Origin of the sequence: Clostridium hydrogeniformans DSM 21757, assembly GCF_000686705.1 — a bacterium.
Taxonomy (GTDB): Bacteria; Bacillota; Clostridia; order Clostridiales; family Clostridiaceae; genus Clostridium_Z; species Clostridium_Z hydrogeniformans.
This window is the reverse complement of record NZ_KK366005.1, coordinates 195512-214564: the sequence shown is the minus strand read 5'-3', so window position 1 is coordinate 214564 and position 19053 is coordinate 195512. Positions and strand designations below refer to the sequence as shown.

General features: G+C 29.7%; 17 protein-coding genes. 15 read left to right on the top strand and 2 right to left on the bottom strand.

Features of this window, described 5'->3' with window-relative positions:
• The first annotated feature begins 234 nt into the window (after positions 1-234).
• The 10 genes from BR69_RS0118110 (at position 235) to BR69_RS0118060 (ending at position 11757) form a co-directional block, all read left to right on the top strand.
• A complete protein-coding gene (locus BR69_RS0118110; RefSeq protein WP_027634472.1) occupies positions 235-1815 on the top strand; it encodes a DEAD/DEAH box helicase in 1581 nt (526 codons plus the stop codon).
• Positions 1816-2256: 441 nt separating this feature from the next.
• Entirely contained in the window at positions 2257-3828 is a 1572-nt protein-coding gene (locus BR69_RS0118105; RefSeq protein WP_027634471.1) for an aldehyde ferredoxin oxidoreductase N-terminal domain-containing protein, read from the top strand.
• A 265-nt stretch (positions 3829-4093) separates the two neighbouring features.
• On the top strand, positions 4094-4402 hold the full coding sequence (locus tag BR69_RS0118100) for a hypothetical protein (RefSeq protein WP_027634470.1): 309 nt from the start codon (positions 4094-4096) through the stop codon (positions 4400-4402).
• A 606-nt stretch (positions 4403-5008) separates the two neighbouring features.
• Positions 5009-5560, top strand: coding sequence for an NADH peroxidase (locus tag BR69_RS0118090; RefSeq protein ID WP_027634469.1), 552 nt, complete (start codon positions 5009-5011; stop codon positions 5558-5560).
• 577 nt (positions 5561-6137) lie between these two features.
• A complete protein-coding gene (locus BR69_RS0118085) occupies positions 6138-6695 on the top strand; it encodes a sugar O-acetyltransferase (protein WP_027634468.1) in 558 nt (185 codons plus the stop codon).
• A gap of 198 nt (positions 6696-6893) precedes the next feature.
• Positions 6894-7256, top strand: a complete 363-nt coding sequence (locus BR69_RS0118080) for a hypothetical protein (protein WP_027634467.1) — start codon at positions 6894-6896, stop codon at positions 7254-7256.
• Positions 7257-7418: 162 nt separating this feature from the next.
• Positions 7419-8156, top strand: coding sequence for a hypothetical protein (locus BR69_RS0118075; RefSeq protein ID WP_027634466.1), 738 nt, complete (start codon positions 7419-7421; stop codon positions 8154-8156).
• Positions 8157-8546: 390 nt separating this feature from the next.
• Positions 8547-9482: an ABC transporter ATP-binding protein gene (locus tag BR69_RS0118070; protein WP_027634465.1), complete on the top strand. Its 936-nt coding sequence runs from the start codon at positions 8547-8549 to the stop codon at positions 9480-9482.
• Positions 9483-9493: 11 nt separating this feature from the next.
• The gene (locus tag BR69_RS0118065; protein ID WP_027634464.1) at positions 9494-10615 is read left to right on the top strand and encodes an ABC transporter permease; all 1122 of its coding nucleotides are present in this window, start codon (positions 9494-9496) and stop codon (positions 10613-10615) included.
• The gene (locus BR69_RS0118060; RefSeq protein WP_027634463.1) at positions 10615-11757 is read left to right on the top strand and encodes an ABC transporter permease; all 1143 of its coding nucleotides are present in this window, start codon (positions 10615-10617) and stop codon (positions 11755-11757) included. The genes BR69_RS0118065 and BR69_RS0118060 overlap by 1 nt, the downstream gene beginning before the upstream one ends.
• Before the next feature lie 185 nt (positions 11758-11942).
• On the opposite strand, the gene BR69_RS0118055 is transcribed toward BR69_RS0118060, so the two are convergent.
• Entirely contained in the window at positions 11943-12704 is a 762-nt protein-coding gene (locus BR69_RS0118055) for a DeoR/GlpR family DNA-binding transcription regulator (protein WP_027634462.1), read from the bottom strand.
• Positions 12705-13220: 516 nt separating this feature from the next.
• On the opposite strand from BR69_RS0118055, the gene BR69_RS0118050 reads away from it, so the two are divergent.
• The 3 genes from BR69_RS0118050 (at position 13221) to BR69_RS0118035 (ending at position 15678) form a co-directional block, all read left to right on the top strand.
• Positions 13221-13751, top strand: a complete 531-nt coding sequence (locus tag BR69_RS0118050) for a hypothetical protein (RefSeq protein ID WP_027634461.1) — start codon at positions 13221-13223, stop codon at positions 13749-13751.
• A 617-nt stretch (positions 13752-14368) separates the two neighbouring features.
• Entirely contained in the window at positions 14369-14596 is a 228-nt protein-coding gene (locus tag BR69_RS0118040) for a hypothetical protein (protein ID WP_027634459.1), read from the top strand.
• A 515-nt stretch (positions 14597-15111) separates the two neighbouring features.
• Entirely contained in the window at positions 15112-15678 is a 567-nt protein-coding gene (locus BR69_RS0118035; protein WP_084315570.1) for a putative ABC transporter permease, read from the top strand.
• A 10-nt stretch (positions 15679-15688) separates the two neighbouring features.
• Here BR69_RS0118035 and BR69_RS20835 read toward each other — a convergent pair whose 3' ends face one another.
• Positions 15689-16423: a 5'-methylthioadenosine/adenosylhomocysteine nucleosidase gene (locus BR69_RS20835; RefSeq protein ID WP_034850108.1), complete on the bottom strand. Its 735-nt coding sequence runs from the start codon at positions 16421-16423 to the stop codon at positions 15689-15691.
• Positions 16424-17182: 759 nt separating this feature from the next.
• Here BR69_RS20835 and BR69_RS0118025 point away from each other — a divergent pair.
• Together BR69_RS0118025 and BR69_RS21295 are read left to right on the top strand one after the other, a co-directional pair.
• On the top strand, positions 17183-17362 hold the full coding sequence (locus tag BR69_RS0118025; RefSeq protein WP_027634457.1) for a hypothetical protein: 180 nt from the start codon (positions 17183-17185) through the stop codon (positions 17360-17362).
• A gap of 360 nt (positions 17363-17722) precedes the next feature.
• Positions 17723-19053: DNRLRE domain-containing protein (locus BR69_RS21295; protein ID WP_242840717.1), on the top strand; the 1331-nt coding region annotated here is incomplete at its 3' end.

Sequence of the window (19053 nt, the reverse complement as noted above, 5' to 3'; positions counted from 1 at the left end):
ACAATAAAGTAAAATAATTACAGTAATAGAAAATAAAAAGTTTAATTCTTTTAAATTAGGTGTTGCAACTTTTCACTTTTAATGTCATACTTAACAAGTGCGTTTTTAGAATATAGGTCTCTAGAAGAATTTGTTGATTTATATTTCCTAAGTAAGTGGATACTTATGAAATATAAATCAACAAATAAGTTAGGAAGGCCTATATATACATTAAATATATAAGGATGGTTTTAGATGGAAAACAAAAAATTTAGCGATTTAGGATTAAGTAATGAGGTACTAAGAGCAATAAACGACATGGGTTTTGAGGAACCTTCAGCAATACAGGGAGAAGTAATACCTGTACTTTTAGAAGGACATGATGTTATAGGGCAAGCTCAAACAGGAACAGGAAAAACTTTAGCTTTCGGAGCACCAGTTTTAAGCTCTATATCAAAGGATGGAAGACATGTTAAATGTTTAGTATTAGCGCCAACAAGAGAGCTTGCAATACAGGTTAATGATGAACTTGTAAGAATAGCAAAGCATGCAAGAAAAAATATATTACCAGTTTACGGTGGTCAACCAATAGATAGACAAATAAAAGCTATCAGAAGAGGTGTTGACATAGTAGTTGGAACTCCAGGAAGAATTCTTGACCTTTTAAGAAGGGGAGTTCTTGATTTAACTGATATAGAATTTTTAGTTCTTGACGAAGCAGATGAAATGCTTAATATGGGATTTATTGATGATATAGAAGAGATAATAAAGTCAGCTAATGATGACAGAAATACTCTTTTATTCTCAGCAACTATGCCAAGAGAAATAAAGAACTTAGCTAGAAACTACATGAAAGATGATTCAAAGCATATATCTGTAGTTAAGAATGCTATAACTTGTAGTGCTGTAAGCCAGTTTTACTTTGAAGTAAAACATAAGGATAGATTTGAAACTTTATGTAGAGTTTTAGATGTAGATGAGCCAACAGCAGCTATAATTTTCTGTAAGACTAAAAAAGGTGTTGATGAGCTAGTTGAATCTATGCAAACTAGAGGTTACAGTGTTGAAGGAATGCACGGTGATATGACACAGAACCACAGAATAAACACTTTAAGAAAGTTCAAGGAAGGAAACCTTGAGTTCTTAGTTGCAACAGATGTAGCAGCAAGAGGAATAGACGTTGAGAATGTATCTCACGTTATAAACTATGATCTTCCACAAGACAATGAGTCTTATGTTCACAGAATAGGAAGAACAGGAAGAGCAAATAGAGAAGGAATAGCATATACATTAGTTACTCCAAGAGAGTACATGGCATTAAAGCAAATAGAAAGAGCTACTAAGGGAAAGATAAAGAGAAAAGAAATACCAACAGTAGATGATATATTTGTAGCTAAGTATAAGAATATATGCACAAGAATAACTGATACTTTAAGTAGTGAAGATTATAAGAGATTTGTTCCACTAGTTTCTGAGCTTGATAATGAATATAGCTTAGTTGACGTGGCAGCAGCTTTAACTCATATGATATATAGTAAGGAAGTATCATTTGACTACACTGAGAATAAGATAGGAGCTAAGTCAGCTAAGTTTGTAAGATTATTCTTAAATGTTGGAAGAATGGATAGTGTTAATCCAAAATCCCTACTTCAATTCTTAGGAGATCAAGGAAACATAAGAAAAGAAGAGATAGGTGATATAGACATAATGGAGAAGTTCACTTTCATAGATGCAGCTGAAGATGCAGTACAAGATATAATAGATAACTGTACTAATAAGAGATTCAACGGTGGAAGAAGAGTTAGAATAGAAGTTGCAAATAGTAAGAGAAGATAATTATTATATATAAATGAGAAGTATCCTAGGGATTTAAATCCTTAGGATACTTTTGTTTTATAACTCATTAGTTTATAACTTATAGGGTTTTAAAGTTAAAAGCTAATTTATACATTTGCTTAAAGTAAGAGGAATCAAGGAGATTTCTAATGAATAAGTTAAGAATGTATCTTAAAACCCTATACAAGGTTATTAAAATAATAAAGACTCATCTGTACCCATATAATAATAAATGTGATACGAAAAATATTTTATTAATTTATATAAGTGATAGGAGCTATTAAATTTACCTATATGTGATAAAAGTTAATGGTTTTCATGATAGAATTTATATAATGTGATTTTTTCTTTAAGGCTATGAATTCAAGTTGTTATAACAGGTACATATAACATACTTTGGTTCATAGCCTTATTCAATAATATATTTTGGGGGATTCTATTATGGAAAAAATATTATATGTAAACTTAACTACAGAGGAAATTTATACTAAAGACTATGATATAAAAAAGGAAGGACATTATGGTAGAGGACTTGCTTTAAAGCTTCTTTGTGAAAATTCATCTAAAGGCTGTGATAGGTATGATGAGGAAAATACTATTATAATTGTGCCAGGATTATTAACAGGGACTTTAATGCCTAGTACAGGGAGAATGATAGTAGCTTGTAACAGTGGAAATAATGAAGGAATGCAAGTTAATAATACCACAGGAAATATGCCACAAAAATTAGGAAGTTTAAACTATAGTGCAGTAGTTATAAAGGGTAAATACAAAGGAGAAAATCCACCTACTCTTGTAATAGAGGAAAAAGGAGTAGCTTTAAGGAGTCATAATCTTAAATATAGGAAAGTGGGGGAAACTGTGAATATACTTAGGGATATTTATGGACAAGACTCCGCAGTTATTGGAATAGGACCTACTGGGGAAAGAAGACTCCAGCTTTCTACTGTATTTAGTACTTATCCAGAAGGAAAGCCAACCTATTATTGTGGAAGAGGGGGAGCAGGAGATGTTTTTGGATCAAAGAATTTAAAGGCAATAGTAGTAAACTCTAATGGATATTTCAAGAGGAAGGTATATGATGAGAAGGCTATAATGAAGGAGGGTAAAAATATAGGAGCAGCTATCGTGAATAATCCTATATGTGGAGGAGCACTACCAGGTTATGGATCTATAACCTTAGTAAAAATGCTTACTAAAGGAAGGGATATAGAGGTTCCAGTTTTAGATAAAAAGGTTAAAAAAATATATGAGGAAAGAATAAATAAGACTTGCGCACCACTTTGTGTTATAGGATGTCTCAATAGGCATGTAGTAGGAGATAAAGAGAGCACGGTGCTGTCATCACCAGCAGAAAGTGAGGCGTATTCAGCTTTAAAGGAAATTTTTAATATAGATGATAAGGGATTTACTAAGGAAATGAACTCAAAGGCTTTTGAACTAGGGCTTGATTCTATAGAGTTTTTATTTACCTGTGCTCTCTTTTTAAAGGCAGAGAGCATGGATTATACAAGAGAGAATGTAAGAGTATTAATGGAGGAAGTAGAAAATGGGTCATTAGTAGGAAGAGTTATAGGAGGCAGAACTAAAGGAGTGTTTAACCTTTATAAAGATAGGGAAGATATAAAACCTATGGTTTCTAAACCATCTATATCTGAGGAGAAGAATTTTCAGGTAGAGCTTAAAACTAAGGGGGAAGCCTTTAAGAATTTAACTCACATGGAGTATTTATATGGACAAATTATAGCTCTTGAAAATCTAGGTTTTTGTTTATTTTCATCCTTTGCTCTTATAGATAATGAGGAAGCTATCAAGTCTATGGCAAAGGCTTTTTATTATAAGACAGGTATTAAGATTTTACCACAAGATATTATAGCCTATGGATTAAAAACAATAGAAGAGGAATTAGAATATAAAACAGGAAGTAAAAAGAAAGAAGTAGAAAAATCTATTCCTCAATTTGTTAAAGTATTATATAGATATTTCTCTATAGGTAAAAAACTAATATCATAATAGTGTTATAAAGTTAAGGATAGGTAGTAGTGAAGATTCTCCTCCTGTTAATTGTGTCTTAATTATCTATAAACCTCAGGGGGGGTTAACTTAAATTATTTTAAATTTTAAAATTAATTTATACATTTTTTTAAGGTAAGATAAGTCAATGATATTTTTATAAAACTCCTTAAATCAAAATATATATAATGGGCATAAGATAAAATATATAGGTTTAATTTATCTTACATTAATTATTTTGAAACTATAATGAGGTGGTTTGATTTTGAAGGGAAATCAGAAGAATATCTTTATTGGTATATTGATTTTTACTTTAATTATAGTAGTTTCTTTTATATTTATACTTCCTATAAAAGTATATGGAGGGTTTATATTTACCCTAGAAATTTTTATAGGAGTATGCATCCTAATATATTGGCACTCAAAAAATTATGCCTTTATATGTGGATGTTGTAACCACAAGTTTACTATTGGAGTTTTTAAGGGTGCTATGTCTATTCATAGTGCTAGGGTGAGATATCTTAAATGTCCAAGATGTAAGAAAAGAACATGGGCAAAAGAAACTCTAATTTAAATAGCTTAAAAGTTTAGTTTATAATTAAAAACTAGATTTAAATGATAAATAGCATAGATATTAATATAAAGGTATTATCACTAATAGAAACGGTGATAATACCTTTTTATCATTTAGAAATTTATTATGGCTAATTATCGGGCCTTATTAACAACCAAATTATTAATCCAATAGGACCACTTAAGAGAATTAAAAGAAAAACTAGGCAACCAGATTTGCCTCTATTAGAAGCATCGAAAGCTCCCCATAAACCACATAGTATCCAAAGTAATAAAAATAACATTTATACCAGCACCCCTTTAAAATATTACACCATATCATATTTTAATTTTATTAGAAATGGCATGTATAAACTATAGTTTTGATATATTTATCCTTAGGTTGTAATAATTAGACTTATATATTTATATTAAATTAATAAAATAACAGTAATATTACTTTAAAATAATTGAATAAAATTAAATGTAATGAGGATTTATAAAAAATCATTGAAAAGGGTTGAATTTCTATAAATTTCATGTATAATGGTTATTAATGGATATAAATTATCCGAATGTTAAAGAGAGAGAAAGTTTGATATTTTAAAATACTAGGAGGTTATATATTATGAAAAAGTTTATATGTACAATATGTGGATATGTTCATGAGGGAGAAGTAGCACCAGAAAAGTGCCCACAATGTAATGCACCAGCTTCTAAGTTTGTAGAAAAATCAGATGAGGAAATGTCTTGGGCAGATGAGCACAGAATAGGAGTTGCAAAGGATGTAGATCCAAGAATAATAGAAGGATTACAACAAAACTTCATGGGAGAATGTACAGAAGTAGGAATGTACTTAGCTATGAGCAGACAAGCAGATAGAGAAGGATTCCCAGAAGTAGCAGAAGCATATAAGAGAATAGCTTTTGAAGAAGCAGAGCACGCTGCAAAGTTTGCTGAGCTTTTAGGAGAAGTAGTTGCTGCTGACACTAAGAAGAACCTAGAAATGAGAGTAGATGCAGAGCACGGAGCTTGTCAGGGTAAGAAGGATTTAGCAACATTAGCTAAACAATTAAACTTAGATGCAATCCATGATACAGTACACGAAATGTGTAAAGATGAAGCTAGACATGGACAAGCATTTAAGGGCTTACTAGCAAGATACTTTGGAAATAAATAATAATTAGAATATAAAAATACTTAAATATATAAAATGTGCCCTATAGTTTACACTTTTAAAGTGTCTTTACTATAGGGTACATTTTGTTTTATATTGTAGATATCTATAGGGTTTTTATCTTGAATATTAACTTATACATGGACTTATATCCTTTAAAACCTTAGGTCTTAAGTAATGCATAAGATAAGTTTTGAATCAAAAGCCCTATATAGGGTTTTAAGTTTTAAAGTTAATGTATACTATATAATTCTATTAATTCTTATTTTACTTGTAGTTATAAGATAGGGTTAATTGTATAATTAAGGAATGGTAGAACTAATTTATGAAGTAGATTCTACTAACTAAATAACATACTTCTAACTAGATAACATACTTTTCTTATATAAAAATTATTAAAAATATAGACAAGTTAAATACATAGGATGACATGAATACTTGAAAATAATATTAGTAAATTAAGAAAATCTATTTTAGAATAGTGGTAAGAAGTATTAAATATAGTAAAAATATATATGAAAGGACGGTGAGACTTGGTGGGATTAGCATTTAAGGATGTGCATCTAGCCAAGATATAATAATGACAGAAAGAGAAAAGATGATAAGTGGAGAATTTTACGATGCTGGAGATAAGGAGCTTAGGGAACTTAGAAAAAATGCTAGAAGGCTTACTAGATTATTTAATAATACCACAGAGGAAGAAGGAAGCACCAAGAAAGAAATACTTAAAGAGCTACTTGGAGGGTTTCAAGGAAGGCTTACTGTAGAACTTCCTTTTGCTTGTGATTATGGGGTAAATATTCACATGGGGAAAGATGTTTTTATAAATTTTGATTGTGTTATCCTAGATTGTGCTCCGGTTAATATTGGAGACAATGTACTTATTGCACCTAATGTAAGGTTATACACAGCAACTCATCCTATAGAGCCTAACCTTAGAAAAGAAGGGGTAGAGTATGCAAAACCAATAAACATAGGGAATAATGTATGGATAGGGGGAGGAGTTATAATAACTCCAGGAGTAACTATTGGAGATAATAGTGTAATAGGAGCAGGAAGTGTAGTTACTAAGGATATACCATCCAATGTAGTAGCTGTTGGTAACCCTTGTAGGGTTATAAAGTCAGTGACAGAGTAATTAATTATAAATGTAAAACCTAGAGATTTTTATTGATCATATAAGAGTCTATCTGATGGCTATAAGCTTTAACACCCTATCCTCTAAAAGGTGGGGGATAACAGTTGTTACGTCACTAGGTTAACTCATCTAACCTTCAGATAGCGGAAAGAACATCATCTGAAGGTTAGATGAGTTTTATAATATTTAGGGGGAAATATGAAAAAAAGAAGGTTACTTATAGTGCTTTTAGTAATGCTAATTTTTATTAATAAAGCATTATATTACATCTACAGATCCTTTATATATAGCAATAATATCTTTGATTATGGAATTGCAGATTCATTTTCAAACTTTATGGCAGTTCTTATAAATACAGTGTTATCAATAATTCTTTATGAAAAAACTAAGATTCACCTAGGGTTAGCTGTATTCTCTATAACCTTAGGGTTTATAATTTATGAAATCTTACAAGGGTTAATAGTTACTTATGGAACCTTTGATATTAAGGATATAATTGCAACCTTACTAGGGGGAATAGCTAGTTATTTGTTGTTTAGTAAAGCTTCTTTATTGTCATAATAAAAATATTTATCATATTATTGTAAAGGGTTTTAAGAAGTGAGATATACTAATAGTGAGATAATAAAACTTTAGAAGTAGATTTATATCTTTATTTCATTATATTAGTAGGATAAACAAAATAATATAAAATAGATGTCATTAAAAAAGGGGATAGTATATATGAAGAAAAGGGCTATATTTATAGGAGGATTTTTAGTTATTATAGTAATAATAGCTAGTTATATCTTTGTAGGCGAAAAGGAAGAAAGAAAAACTTCTATTAAAAATGAGAATATTGTATCAGATAATAGAGAGAATAGAGACAATGAAAATATTAAAGAAGATAAGAAGGAAGAGGAAAAACTAGAAGGAAAAGATGATGAAGATAACAAGAAAGAGCTAAATAGCAAACCAGTAGAGGAAAGTAAAAGTCTACCAAAAACTAATAGTGATAAGAAATCTAATGAAAATACTGTAAGTAATAAAGTCTCTAATGAAAAGGTAAAAGAAAATATAAAAAAAGAAGTTAAACCAGAAGAAAATAAAGCAGCTGGACCAAAAGAATATGTAAGTAAGGCTTTAGGGTTTTCAATTACCTTTCCAGCTAGTTGGGTAAATCATTATAGAGTTGAGGAGTCTAAGGATGGAATCATGGTATTTTTTAAACCCAAGGATAAGCCGCTAACCTATAAAGGAGAAGGCTGGTTATTTTTAATAACTAAGAAAACAGAGGACAATGAAGAAGAACATTATGATGGAGTTGGATCACCTAAGACATTTGAAGCTAAAGGAATTACTTATTTAACAGGAGGACCAACAGATTTTCCTTTCCTTGAGGATCATCCAGAACTTAATAAGTTCAGAGAAATGATGAGTGAAAGATCTAAGGTTATAAGCACTATTAAGGTTCTTAAGTAGGAGAAGACAGATTATATATAAGATATATTAAAGAAATTAAAAAGCATCTTAGAAGTTTATTTATACTTAATAAACTCTTAGGATGTTTTTTTATCTTATGGCTATAAGCTTTAACACACCCATCCTCTAAAAGTGAGAGATAACAGTTGAGACAACCCTAGATGAGCTTATCTAACCTTCAGATTGTGGAAAGAACACTATTTGAAGAAAGATTCATTCTATATAAGTTATAAGTATATGACTTTAGTCATATATAAAACATGACATAATACACTAAAAGAATTCTGCAGTATTATATATAATTAAGTTAAGGATTAAGAGAATACAAAACTCATAAGGATTTAGATACATGAAAATTTAAGTTTTATTATATTTAGGAGGAGAGTTATTATGAAGGTATTAGAAATAAAGGATCTTTTAAAAAGATTTCAAGACTTAGTTGCTGTGGATAATATAAATCTTTCTGTAAATGAAGGGGAAATATATGGACTTTTAGGACCAAATGGAGCAGGAAAGAGTACAATTATAAACTTAATTTGTGGACTTCTTAGAAAGGACAAGGGTCAAATATTAGTTCTAGGAAAAGACAGTATTAAGGAGCAAAATTTTGTGAAGAAAAATATAGGAATAGTGCCACAAGACATAGCCATATATATGGAACTTACAGCTTATGAGAATGTAAGCTTCTTTGGAAGCCTATATGGATTACGTGGAAAAGAATTAAAGGAAAAGTCAATGGAAGCTTTAAGGTTTGTAGGTCTTGAAGATAAAGCAAAGGAATATCCAAAGAAATTTTCAGGTGGTATGAAGAGAAGACTTAACATAGCTTGTGCTATAGTTCATACTCCAAAGCTTATAATAATGGATGAACCTACTGTTGGAATAGATCCACAATCTAGAAATCACATATTAAATTCTATAAGAAAGCTAAATGGAGATGGATGTACTATAATATATACCACTCACTACATGGAGGAGGTAGAAGCTCTTTGTAGTAAAGCTGCCATAATAGACCATGGTAAGGTTATTGCAGAGGGAACATTAGAGGACTTAAAGACATTAGTCACAGATGTATCTACTGTAAATATAGGAATAGATGATACTTCAAATTGTAATGAGGAAGAAATTAAGGCTATAAAAGGAGTTTTAGATGTTTCAATTGACGAAAGTCTAGTATCCATAAGTAGCAAAAAGGAAGTAAATAACTTAGATAAATTAATAGGATATTTTATTAATAATAATATAAAAATCCTTTCAGTAGAAACAAAAGCACCAAACCTTGAAACAGTATTCTTATCATTAACTGGTAGAAAGTTAAGAGATTAGGGGGGAAACCTATGCTTAGTATAATAATAGCAAATATAAAGAGAAATTTAAGAGATATGAAAACTATGGGGATAATGGTTATAATGCCAATAGCCCTCATTGGAATGCTTGGGTCCTCCTTTAACAAAGATTCAGGCGAAGGTGTAAAAAATATAAATCTTGTATATTATTCAGCAGAGAATTCGGCCATTGTGAATAATTATGAAAACTTTCTTTCAGGAGTTTCTAAAGGAGACGCCTTTAAGGATTTTAAGTATACTAAGGCTGAATCCTTAGAGAAAGGTAGAAAGGAAGTTGAAGAAGGAAGAGCTCATGGTTTGGTAGTTATAGACGAAAAGGAAAAGAAAATAGATGTAGAGTTTAGTAAAAAACCACCTTTTGAGGCAGCCATAATAGAGATTTTAACCACATCCTTTAATGATAATATGGCATCTATAAGTACTATATATAAGGAAGATCCATCTTATGTGGAAAAAGCATTAAATAATTTTAGAAATAGTTATGTAGAACTTAATGGGATAGAGGAAGAAAAACAAATGAGTCCTATGGACTATTATGGTATAGCAATGATTACATTAATGATAATGTATGGTGCAATAAGTGGAGTATATGCAGCTAAGGAACTTAAGGAGAGTGTAGGAAAGAGAATTCTAATAGCTCCAATATCTAAGATGAGGATTTTTACTGCTCAGCTTATGGGAGTTGTATCAGTTACATCAATACAAATGATCATATTAGTCCTATTCAGTAAGTTTGTTTATAAGGTAAACTTTGGAGATAACCTAGCTTTAGTTTTCTTAATATTGCTATGTGAAATTATAATGGCATCATCTTTAGGTATAGCATTATATCATATATTTAGAAATGAAAATGTAGGAATGGCAATAGTTCAGATATTAATACCTATTTTAGGTAGTATTTCAGGAAGCTATATAGGACTTCCTGATGATAATCCATTGGCGGTTATAGGTAGATATGTATCTCCTATAAAATGGGCAAATATATCTCTTATGGAGTCCATACATTTAAATAAATTTGATAGTATTATACCCAATATTAGTCTTACAGTATTACTTGCAGTAATTTTTATATCTATATCAGCTTTAAGTTATAGGAAGGGGGATATGGCATAATGGAAAATGTATTTATGATATTTAAGCATAATATAAAAATGTATTTTAGTAAGAAGATATATATATTTTTATTTTTAATCCCTATACTCTCTACAGCGATTATAGTAAATATATTTAATAGCATAGGAGATAAAAACTATACCTTAGCTGTAGTAGATGAAGATAAATCTTATTTAAGTGAGGATATTATAGGATCATTACAGGGTCAATCTAAGTATGATTTAAAAGAATTTTCAAGGGAAGAGGCTAAGGAGAAGATAGCTAAAGGGAAGATTCAAGGAGCACTTGTTATAGAAGAGAATTTCAAGGATGATCTTATAAAAGGAAAGAATCCTAAGGTGTCTATACTAAGCCTTGAAGAAAATGAGAAAAAATATTATCTTAGGGAAGGATTAAATAGCTTTATAGGTTCTATTAGTTCTTTAAAGGACTTAGCTAAAGGAGATGAAGAGAAATTTAAAACTCTTTATAAGGATTATATAAATAATAAATTAGACTTAAAGGTCTCAAAGGATCTTCAGGATTATGAAAAAAATTCAGGGATATATAGAACAGTTCTTGGTATGTTTATAATGTTTATTATGTATACCGCAAGCAATGGAATATCTATTATTCTAAGGGAAAAGATTGATAAAACCTATGAAAGAATATGTAGTAGTCCAGTAAGCTCTAAAGCCTATATTCTTGGAAATATGATGGGATGTTATTTAATATTAGAGCTTCAAATATTGCTTCAGATTCTTCTTTTAAATATATTAAAGATAAGTTTACCTATATCCTTTATAAACCTATTTATAGTACTAAGTATTTTAGGGCTAGTTGGAGTGGCAATAGCCATGGTTATCCTTGTTTTCTCTCCATCTATGGATGCTCTTGGTATAATGTCAACTGTTATTATAACCCCTTTATCTATGCTTGGAGGATGCTTTTGGCCTAAGGAGTTCATGTCAAAGACTATGCAAAATATATCTATACTGTCTCCTGTAACCTGGGGAATGGATGCATTGACAGGTCTTATAGAAGGTAAGAAGCTTATAGATATAACAAGTAATATTGTTATAATGCTAGGATTTTCAATAGTATTATTCTTAATAGCTCAGCTTAAAATGAATAAGGAAGAAAAGGCAGTATATTTTAAGTAAAATATTATAATCATAGAGTATAAAAATCCCCATTGATTGTTAAAGGTTAATAATCAATGGGGATTTATTATAGAGTTTGCAGGTGAAAATTTAAGATATACATAGCTCTAGATGCTAATTAATCAAAGTGAAACTTTATATATAAGTTAAGAATTAAAGTAGGAACACTATATGAGAAGATATAGTTATAAAATTAATATTTCATTATCTTTAGCTTCATCTAATATACTTTTGGGAGGAGTAGCCTCTGTTATTATGCCATTAATATCATTTATAAAAGCAAATTTATGAAAGGAATCATAGGAAAACTTTTTATTTTCCATAACTATATATATTTCCTTTGAGTTTTTTATTATGGCTTTTTTAGTATTGCCATCCTCAATATCAGCATCAGTTAGGTAACCTTCAAATAAGTTTATGCCAGCAACTCCTAAAAAAGCTTTAGTAAATAAGTATTGATTTATAAAGTTAATAGTTTCACTTCCAGAAAAGCCATTAATGTCGTTAACATAGCTTCCACCAGTACATATTATCTTTATAGTTCTATGGTTTTTAAGAGCTAGAACTATATCTATCATATTAGTTACTACAGTAATACTTAGATTAGTTTCGGATAAAAGCTTAGCAAAAACCAAGTTAGTACTAGAGGTATCTAAGAATATCATATCCTTATTGTTTAAGAGGCTTAAAGCCTTCTTTGATATTATTTCTTTTGAATGAAGGTTTTCAGTATTTCGTTTCACTACATCAGTACATAAGTACTTTTGCCTTAAGGGTATAGCACCACCATAAACTCTTTTTAATTTGCCCATGGATTCTAATTTCTTTAAGTCTTTCCTTATACAATCCTCAGTAACAGAGAAAGTTTCACTTAAGTTTTTCACATTCACTCTACCTTCATCATTAAGAATAGTTAAGATTTTTTCTTCTCTCTCTTTGGCAAACATAGTATCACCTCCCATAAAATATTAGTAAGTGGTGGGAATTTATTAAAATCTTTAATTAAAATTAGGTTTTATTATTAGTCTTTCTTATTTCTTATTAATTTTTCTTGTTTTGTATTGATTTATAGTTTATCATAATATAAAATATATTTAAAGTATATAACTAAGATAGTTATTAAATAATAGTATGTTTGTAGTAAAGCTTTTAATAAGTTATATAAGAAATCTAGCGTTATAGGGTAATGCCTAGCGTAATAGATTAAGGCACTAAGATTTTCTTAGTGCCTTTAATAATGTAGTTAATAATTTTATTTAGTATAGATAAAATTAAGTATCCCAATTGAGTGTAGTTTTAATTAATTACATATTTGTGTAATATAAAATTCTATTTTTATATGTATTTCTATAGAAAATAGTAATAATATACATAAAATTAAGAAATTGTATTTACATATTATGTATTATAATATAATATGATATATAATGAAATATTACATTATATGTAAAAGAGGGATAATAATGAAAAAACATCTAATTTCAAAATTAATAATTTTAACATTAACTTGTTCAATAACAACAGCTGTTATTGCTCCAGGTACTATCGCTATAGCAGACACAGTACATATAGAACAGAATGCTATGACAGAAATAAAAGATATCAAGAAGATAGATGAAAATACAGTTGAAGTTGATGGAGTTAGATATAATTTGTTAGATATAGCAAATTATATTAAAGCAAGTTTAAATGATGATGTCACAAAAGAGTATAACGAGGATTTACAAAGGGCTCCTGGATCAAAGGTGACGAAAGAGACATTAAGAATAGCAGTAAAATGGTTGAAAGAAAATTGGACCAAAGTTTATGATAAATGTCCTAATTGGTTAAAAGGTTATTTAAAGTTTGATCTTTTCTTTAAGGCTGCAGATCAATTTATAGGTATTTCTGATACTATAGAAGATTTGATTAAGAGTGCGTTTAGATATATTGGAGTTCCAGAAACAGCTAATTGGGCAATAACTAATATAATAATGATACTGTTACCAATATAATAATAAGATGAGGAATGGAAAGATTTATTTATTTTAATCTAAAAAAATTAAGAACAGATTGTGATTATTTTTTAATTACTTTTTTATTTCTAACTCTTGTACAAGTAGTATGTTATTTTCCAATAAATAAATTAACCTTGAAGTATATAATACTAGGAATAATTCATAGTATATTATACCTATATATTATTTTGATGAAAAAGGAGTTTACCTTAAAAGATTTATGGAAAGGTATAAGTTAAAAATAAGCTTATATTTTAAAGAATTAAGGAGGGTAAAATCTTAATTTCTAGTAGTATAAGGTATATATATGATTTTATTTAAAAGAAGACTTATATTCTAAGGAGAAAACAAGCTAACCCTTAAGTTATAAGGGGTTAGCTTGTTTAATTACTCAAAATAATTTGTAAAGATATTCACAAACTCAACTCCATTAATAGTTTATTAGGAATATCTATATAAAACATGGTAAAGTATATTTATTTTTAATTAAATATGGTGAATTATGACATATAAAAAGAGATATGATAAAATGTATATAGTGATTGTGACGTTTTGAAATATATTAATAAAAAATTTATTAGGAAGTTAATATGAGTTTCTTATAGGAGGAATATATGGAAAGATTTCTTTGGTTTAATGTAAAGAAATTAAGAACAGATTGTGATTATTTTTTAATTTCTTTTTTATTTCTAACACTTTTGCAATTAATTTTCTACTTTCCACCAAGAGGAGAAAGCTTAAAACTTAAAATAATAGGAATAATCTTTAGTGTATTCTATATATACATTATTTTAATAAAAAAGGAATTTACCTTAAAAGATTTATGGAAATCTATGTGGTAGAAAAGGAGTATATTTTAAAAAAATTAAGCAATATAAAATATTAATTTTAGTAGGAGGCTATATATACTTCTTTAATATAATTCTTAGGAGTTAAATATAAAAATAGAGGCTAAACCTTTAAGCTATAAGGGTTTAGCTTGTTTAATTCCTCGAAACCAGTATCTAAATTTCTTTATAGTTTTTACTCAATTAATGAGATGCTTCTTTATGAAATATATAGGGGATTTCTTGAGATAGGATTTTAATAGCTGTAGGGGGAAGCAGATATACTAAATTAATACTAACTTAATTTATCTGATGGCTATAATCTTTAACACCCCCATCCTCTAAAAGGTGGGGGATAACAGTTGTTACGACACTAGATTAACTTATCTAACCTTCAGATGATGGAAAGAACACCATCTGAAGGAAGAACCGTTCTATAAAAATATTATAAGGTGTATAATCGGGGGATAAAATATCCTTAAGATACTAATACTATTTATAACTTTAAATATAGAAAGGATGGGTTATAAATGAGTATTTTATTAAGAGATATACCGCACTTAGGTCTTAAGGGAAACTTTTCATTAAATGAACTCTTTTTTTATTTTATAGTATATTCGTTTTTAGGGTGGTGTTTAGAAAATATATACTGCATAGTAGTACATAGAAGGCTTAAAGAAGATAAATTTCTCCAGGGCCCGTTTAAACCTATGTATGGCTTTGCACCAGTAATCCTAATAGTACTTTTAAATTATGTTTCGAACTGGTTTATGATTCTTATTTTAAGTTTTGTTGTACCCTCTTTAGTGGAGTATGTTAGTGGATTTTTACTGAAAAAATTTTTTAATAAACAGTGGTGGGACTATTCAAAAATGCCTTTATCATTAAATGGTCATATATGCTTAAAGTTTTCTGTGTATTGGGTATTCCTATCTTTTTTAACCATATATATTATACAGCCAAGGATAGAGCTTTTATATACTAGAGTCATGACATCATGGGATATATTAAGTCCTTTTATAGCAGTATACATGTTAGTAGATTTAGCTTATACATATATATATCTAAAAGCAAAAACAAGTCATACAATAGCTTAGGAGATTATCCCTATGGTGAGATTGAATCCATAGGGATTTCGCTTGTATAGTTATTATTACCCATGACCTTTAATAAACTTAGAATCAAGTTAGCAGAGTTATTGGAGGCTATAGCTTCAAATTTTTCATATTCCATTGAAGGGTTACCTTCATTATTATCAGAAATACATCTTATAATAATAAAGGGAATATTATTTATATAGGATACGTGACCAATAGCAGCTCCCTCAGTTTCAATACAATGGGGGTTGTAGTTATTTAATATTGAAGCTTTAGATAATTCATTCATTGGGAGGTTTTCTCCAGTAACAATTTTTCCATAATGAAGCTTGAAGAGCTTTGGGGTTAAGTTGTTATAAGCTAATAAGATTAGTTCCTTTAAATATTTATCTCCTTTAAAACTTTGTTTAAAAGGAAAATAGTTTTTCATTTGTATTATCTTTACGTCATGATAGGTTATATTATCACTTATAACTATGTCACATGTATTTATCTGATTTTTTAAGCTTAAAGCTATTCCGGTATTTATTATAGAAGTAACTAAAAATTTAGTGATGAGAATTTGGGTACAAGAGGCTGCATTAACCTTACCTATACCACAGGAGGTAAGGATTATATTAATACCATAGGCCTTACCCAGGTAGAATTTAAATCCACCATATCTTTCAATTCTTGAAATTTTCATATCTTCTTTAATGATTTCCATTTCTAAATCCATTGATCCAATAATTCCTAAAGCATTCAAGTTATAATACCTCCCATATAAAAAGGTAAATATATAATATGGTTTACCTTTGCCTAGATTTATAATGACATGAAACTATAAATTAGAACTTAGTACTATTACAAATGCTTTAAAAAATACCAATATATTTTTAAAATATTTATTACAATTAATAGTTTTATGAAACATTATGGTATATTATACCATAAAATTCGTCTATATACTCTAATTTTCAAAAGCATATATGAAAATTTAACAAAGATTTATCTGAAAAAAATAAAGTATATGATTAGGGATAATAATGATATAAAAAGTAAGAATAAAAGAATAATCATTATGAAAACACAAATTACAGATAAATACATTAGCTTATTCCCCCTTGGATTTTTCTTTAAAGTTATTATTTTTTAGTGTATAAAAAATACACTAAAAGTCCTAATATAACTAGAACTAACAGTAAAATAAAAGAAGTAATGTTCATAATTTTAAACATGGGTTTCACCTCACTTTAGAATACTGATAATCATTTTATAAGTTATATAATACTGTATTTATAGTTAATAGTAAATGCTTAAAAAGTATTAAATTATCATTTTAACTAATATATAGTACATTAACCAGAGTTTTTATAGGAATAGCTTAACTTTATATGTTATTTCATACCTATAGTTAGATTATTGGAGGAAAAGGATAAAATTTTTTCTCTTGAGTAAACTAAAGAGTATTAATACTTAGAAAATATAGTATTAGGTAATCTACAGAAGATATGGAGGTGGTATCATGAAACAAAGAAAAAGCACCTTAGATCAGGTTATAGTAGATGCATTAAAAAGTCAGGCATTCATAAATGCTGGAGCTATTAATGTCTATAATAATGAGATATTACCTGATGGAGAGGGGAACTTAAAGGACCAAATATACTCAGATAAGATTAATGTTCCAGAAAAAATAGAAGATTAATATAAAATTAAAAAACCATGGATAAATTTTCGTTTATCCATGGTTTTCTTTATGACAACTTTAAATACTTATTTTTAAAATACATTAACTATACGTGGTGTGCTAGTTAAAAATTTATACGTAAAAATAACTATATTAAAAAGTTATGTTCTATATAGTAGCTTTACTTAAGTAAGAAGAAAATTAATATTATTTTTCTAAAGATTGTATATATTGATTTGTATTTAAAAAGCAGTTACTCCTAATAGGTATAATAGCTATAATTATTTAAATGTATTTAAAATTTTTATATGTTTATACACAGTTTTGGTTAATTAGTAATATTATATAATAACCAAAAATAATATAGGGGGTGCTTTTTTGAGCTTCATAAAAATCCCTACAACAAATGATGTTTTTGTTTCCAGACATTTAAGTGACAAAAATTTTATAAGATCTCATTATTTGGCTGTAGGAGAAACAAAGATAAAATGTGTAATAGACTGCCTTCATACCTTAATAAAGTTTGATATATCAGATCTAGCAACTTGTGATTATATATTAAAAGCTGAGCTTAGATTACATGTTGACTCTGTTTCTTTATGTAATCATAGAGATTCAATAGGTCTTAGAGTATATAGAAACCTTGAAGATTTCAATAGTGAAGAAGTAACATGGAATACCGCACCTAATTCAACCTTTACTAATATAGAAAAATCAATAGGAAAAAATAGTGAAGGAAGATATATAGGTATAGATATAACAGAATTGGTTAGAGATTGGGCATATGGGATAGAAGAAAACTATGGTTTAACACTTAAGTCAAATTCTGACGAAGGTGCAGTAACGTTTTCTTCAAGTAGAGGAGAAAAGAGGCCTTATCTTATAATTCATTGTAGCAATATTCCATGTCCAGTATGTCCAACAGGAGCTACAGGACCAAGAGGACCACAGGGACCGACGGGACCGCAAGGCCCACAGGGATTAAGAGGAGCAACAGGTCCAACGGGACCACAAGGACCAAGAGGAGAAAGAGGTCCAAGAGGTGAAAGAGGGGCAACAGGCCCAACAGGACCAACAGGACCACAAGGAATTCAGGGGTTAAGAGGAGCAACAGGCCCAACGGGACCACAAGGTCCACAAGGGTTAAGAGGTGCAACAGGACCAACAGGACCACAAGGCCCACAAGGTCCAATAGGACCAACAGGACCACAAGGACCACAGGGATTAAGAGGGGCAACAGGACCCACAGGCCCAACAGGACCAAGAGGTGAAAGAGGAGCAACAGGACCACAGGGACCAGTAGGACCACAAGGGCCACAAGGAGTACAAGGACCAACAGGACCACAAGGAATTCAAGGGGTTCAAGGAATTCAAGGACCAAGAGGAGCAACAGGACCACAAGGACCACAGGGTGCTCAAGGGGTTCAAGGTATCCAAGGAGTGCAAGGTCCACAGGGATTAAGAGGAGCAACAGGACCACAAGGACCAACAGGACCACAAGGCCCAACAGGAGCACAAGGACCACAGGGACCACAAGGAGTGCAAGGAATTCAAGGAAATACAGGAGCCCAAGGACCAATAGGACCACAAGGACCACAAGGAGTAACAGGTGCACAAGGACCACAAGGAGTGCAAGGAATTCAAGGAGTGCAAGGGCCAACGGGACCACAAGGACCACAGGGACCAACAGGACCACAAGGAGCACAAGG

Coding starts and splice junctions, on each gene's coding strand:
- BR69_RS0118110 (WP_027634472.1), top strand. CDS start 235: ATGGAAAACAAAAAATTTAGCGATTTAGGATTAAGTAATGAGGTACTA.
- BR69_RS0118105 (WP_027634471.1), top strand. CDS start 2,257: ATGGAAAAAATATTATATGTAAACTTAACTACAGAGGAAATTTATACT.
- BR69_RS0118090 (WP_027634469.1), top strand. CDS start 5,009: ATGAAAAAGTTTATATGTACAATATGTGGATATGTTCATGAGGGAGAA.
- BR69_RS0118085 (WP_027634468.1), top strand. CDS start 6,138: ATGACAGAAAGAGAAAAGATGATAAGTGGAGAATTTTACGATGCTGGA.
- BR69_RS0118080 (WP_027634467.1), top strand. CDS start 6,894: ATGAAAAAAAGAAGGTTACTTATAGTGCTTTTAGTAATGCTAATTTTT.
- BR69_RS0118075 (WP_027634466.1), top strand. CDS start 7,419: ATGAAGAAAAGGGCTATATTTATAGGAGGATTTTTAGTTATTATAGTA.
- BR69_RS0118070 (WP_027634465.1), top strand. CDS start 8,547: ATGAAGGTATTAGAAATAAAGGATCTTTTAAAAAGATTTCAAGACTTA.
- BR69_RS0118065 (WP_027634464.1), top strand. CDS start 9,494: ATGCTTAGTATAATAATAGCAAATATAAAGAGAAATTTAAGAGATATG.
- BR69_RS0118060 (WP_027634463.1), top strand. CDS start 10,615: ATGGAAAATGTATTTATGATATTTAAGCATAATATAAAAATGTATTTT.
- BR69_RS0118055 (WP_027634462.1), bottom strand. CDS start 12,704: ATGTTTGCCAAAGAGAGAGAAGAAAAAATCTTAACTATTCTTAATGAT.
- BR69_RS0118050 (WP_027634461.1), top strand. CDS start 13,221: ATGAAAAAACATCTAATTTCAAAATTAATAATTTTAACATTAACTTGT.
- BR69_RS0118040 (WP_027634459.1), top strand. CDS start 14,369: ATGGAAAGATTTCTTTGGTTTAATGTAAAGAAATTAAGAACAGATTGT.
- BR69_RS0118035 (WP_084315570.1), top strand. CDS start 15,112: ATGAGTATTTTATTAAGAGATATACCGCACTTAGGTCTTAAGGGAAAC.
- BR69_RS0118025 (WP_027634457.1), top strand. CDS start 17,183: ATGAAACAAAGAAAAAGCACCTTAGATCAGGTTATAGTAGATGCATTA.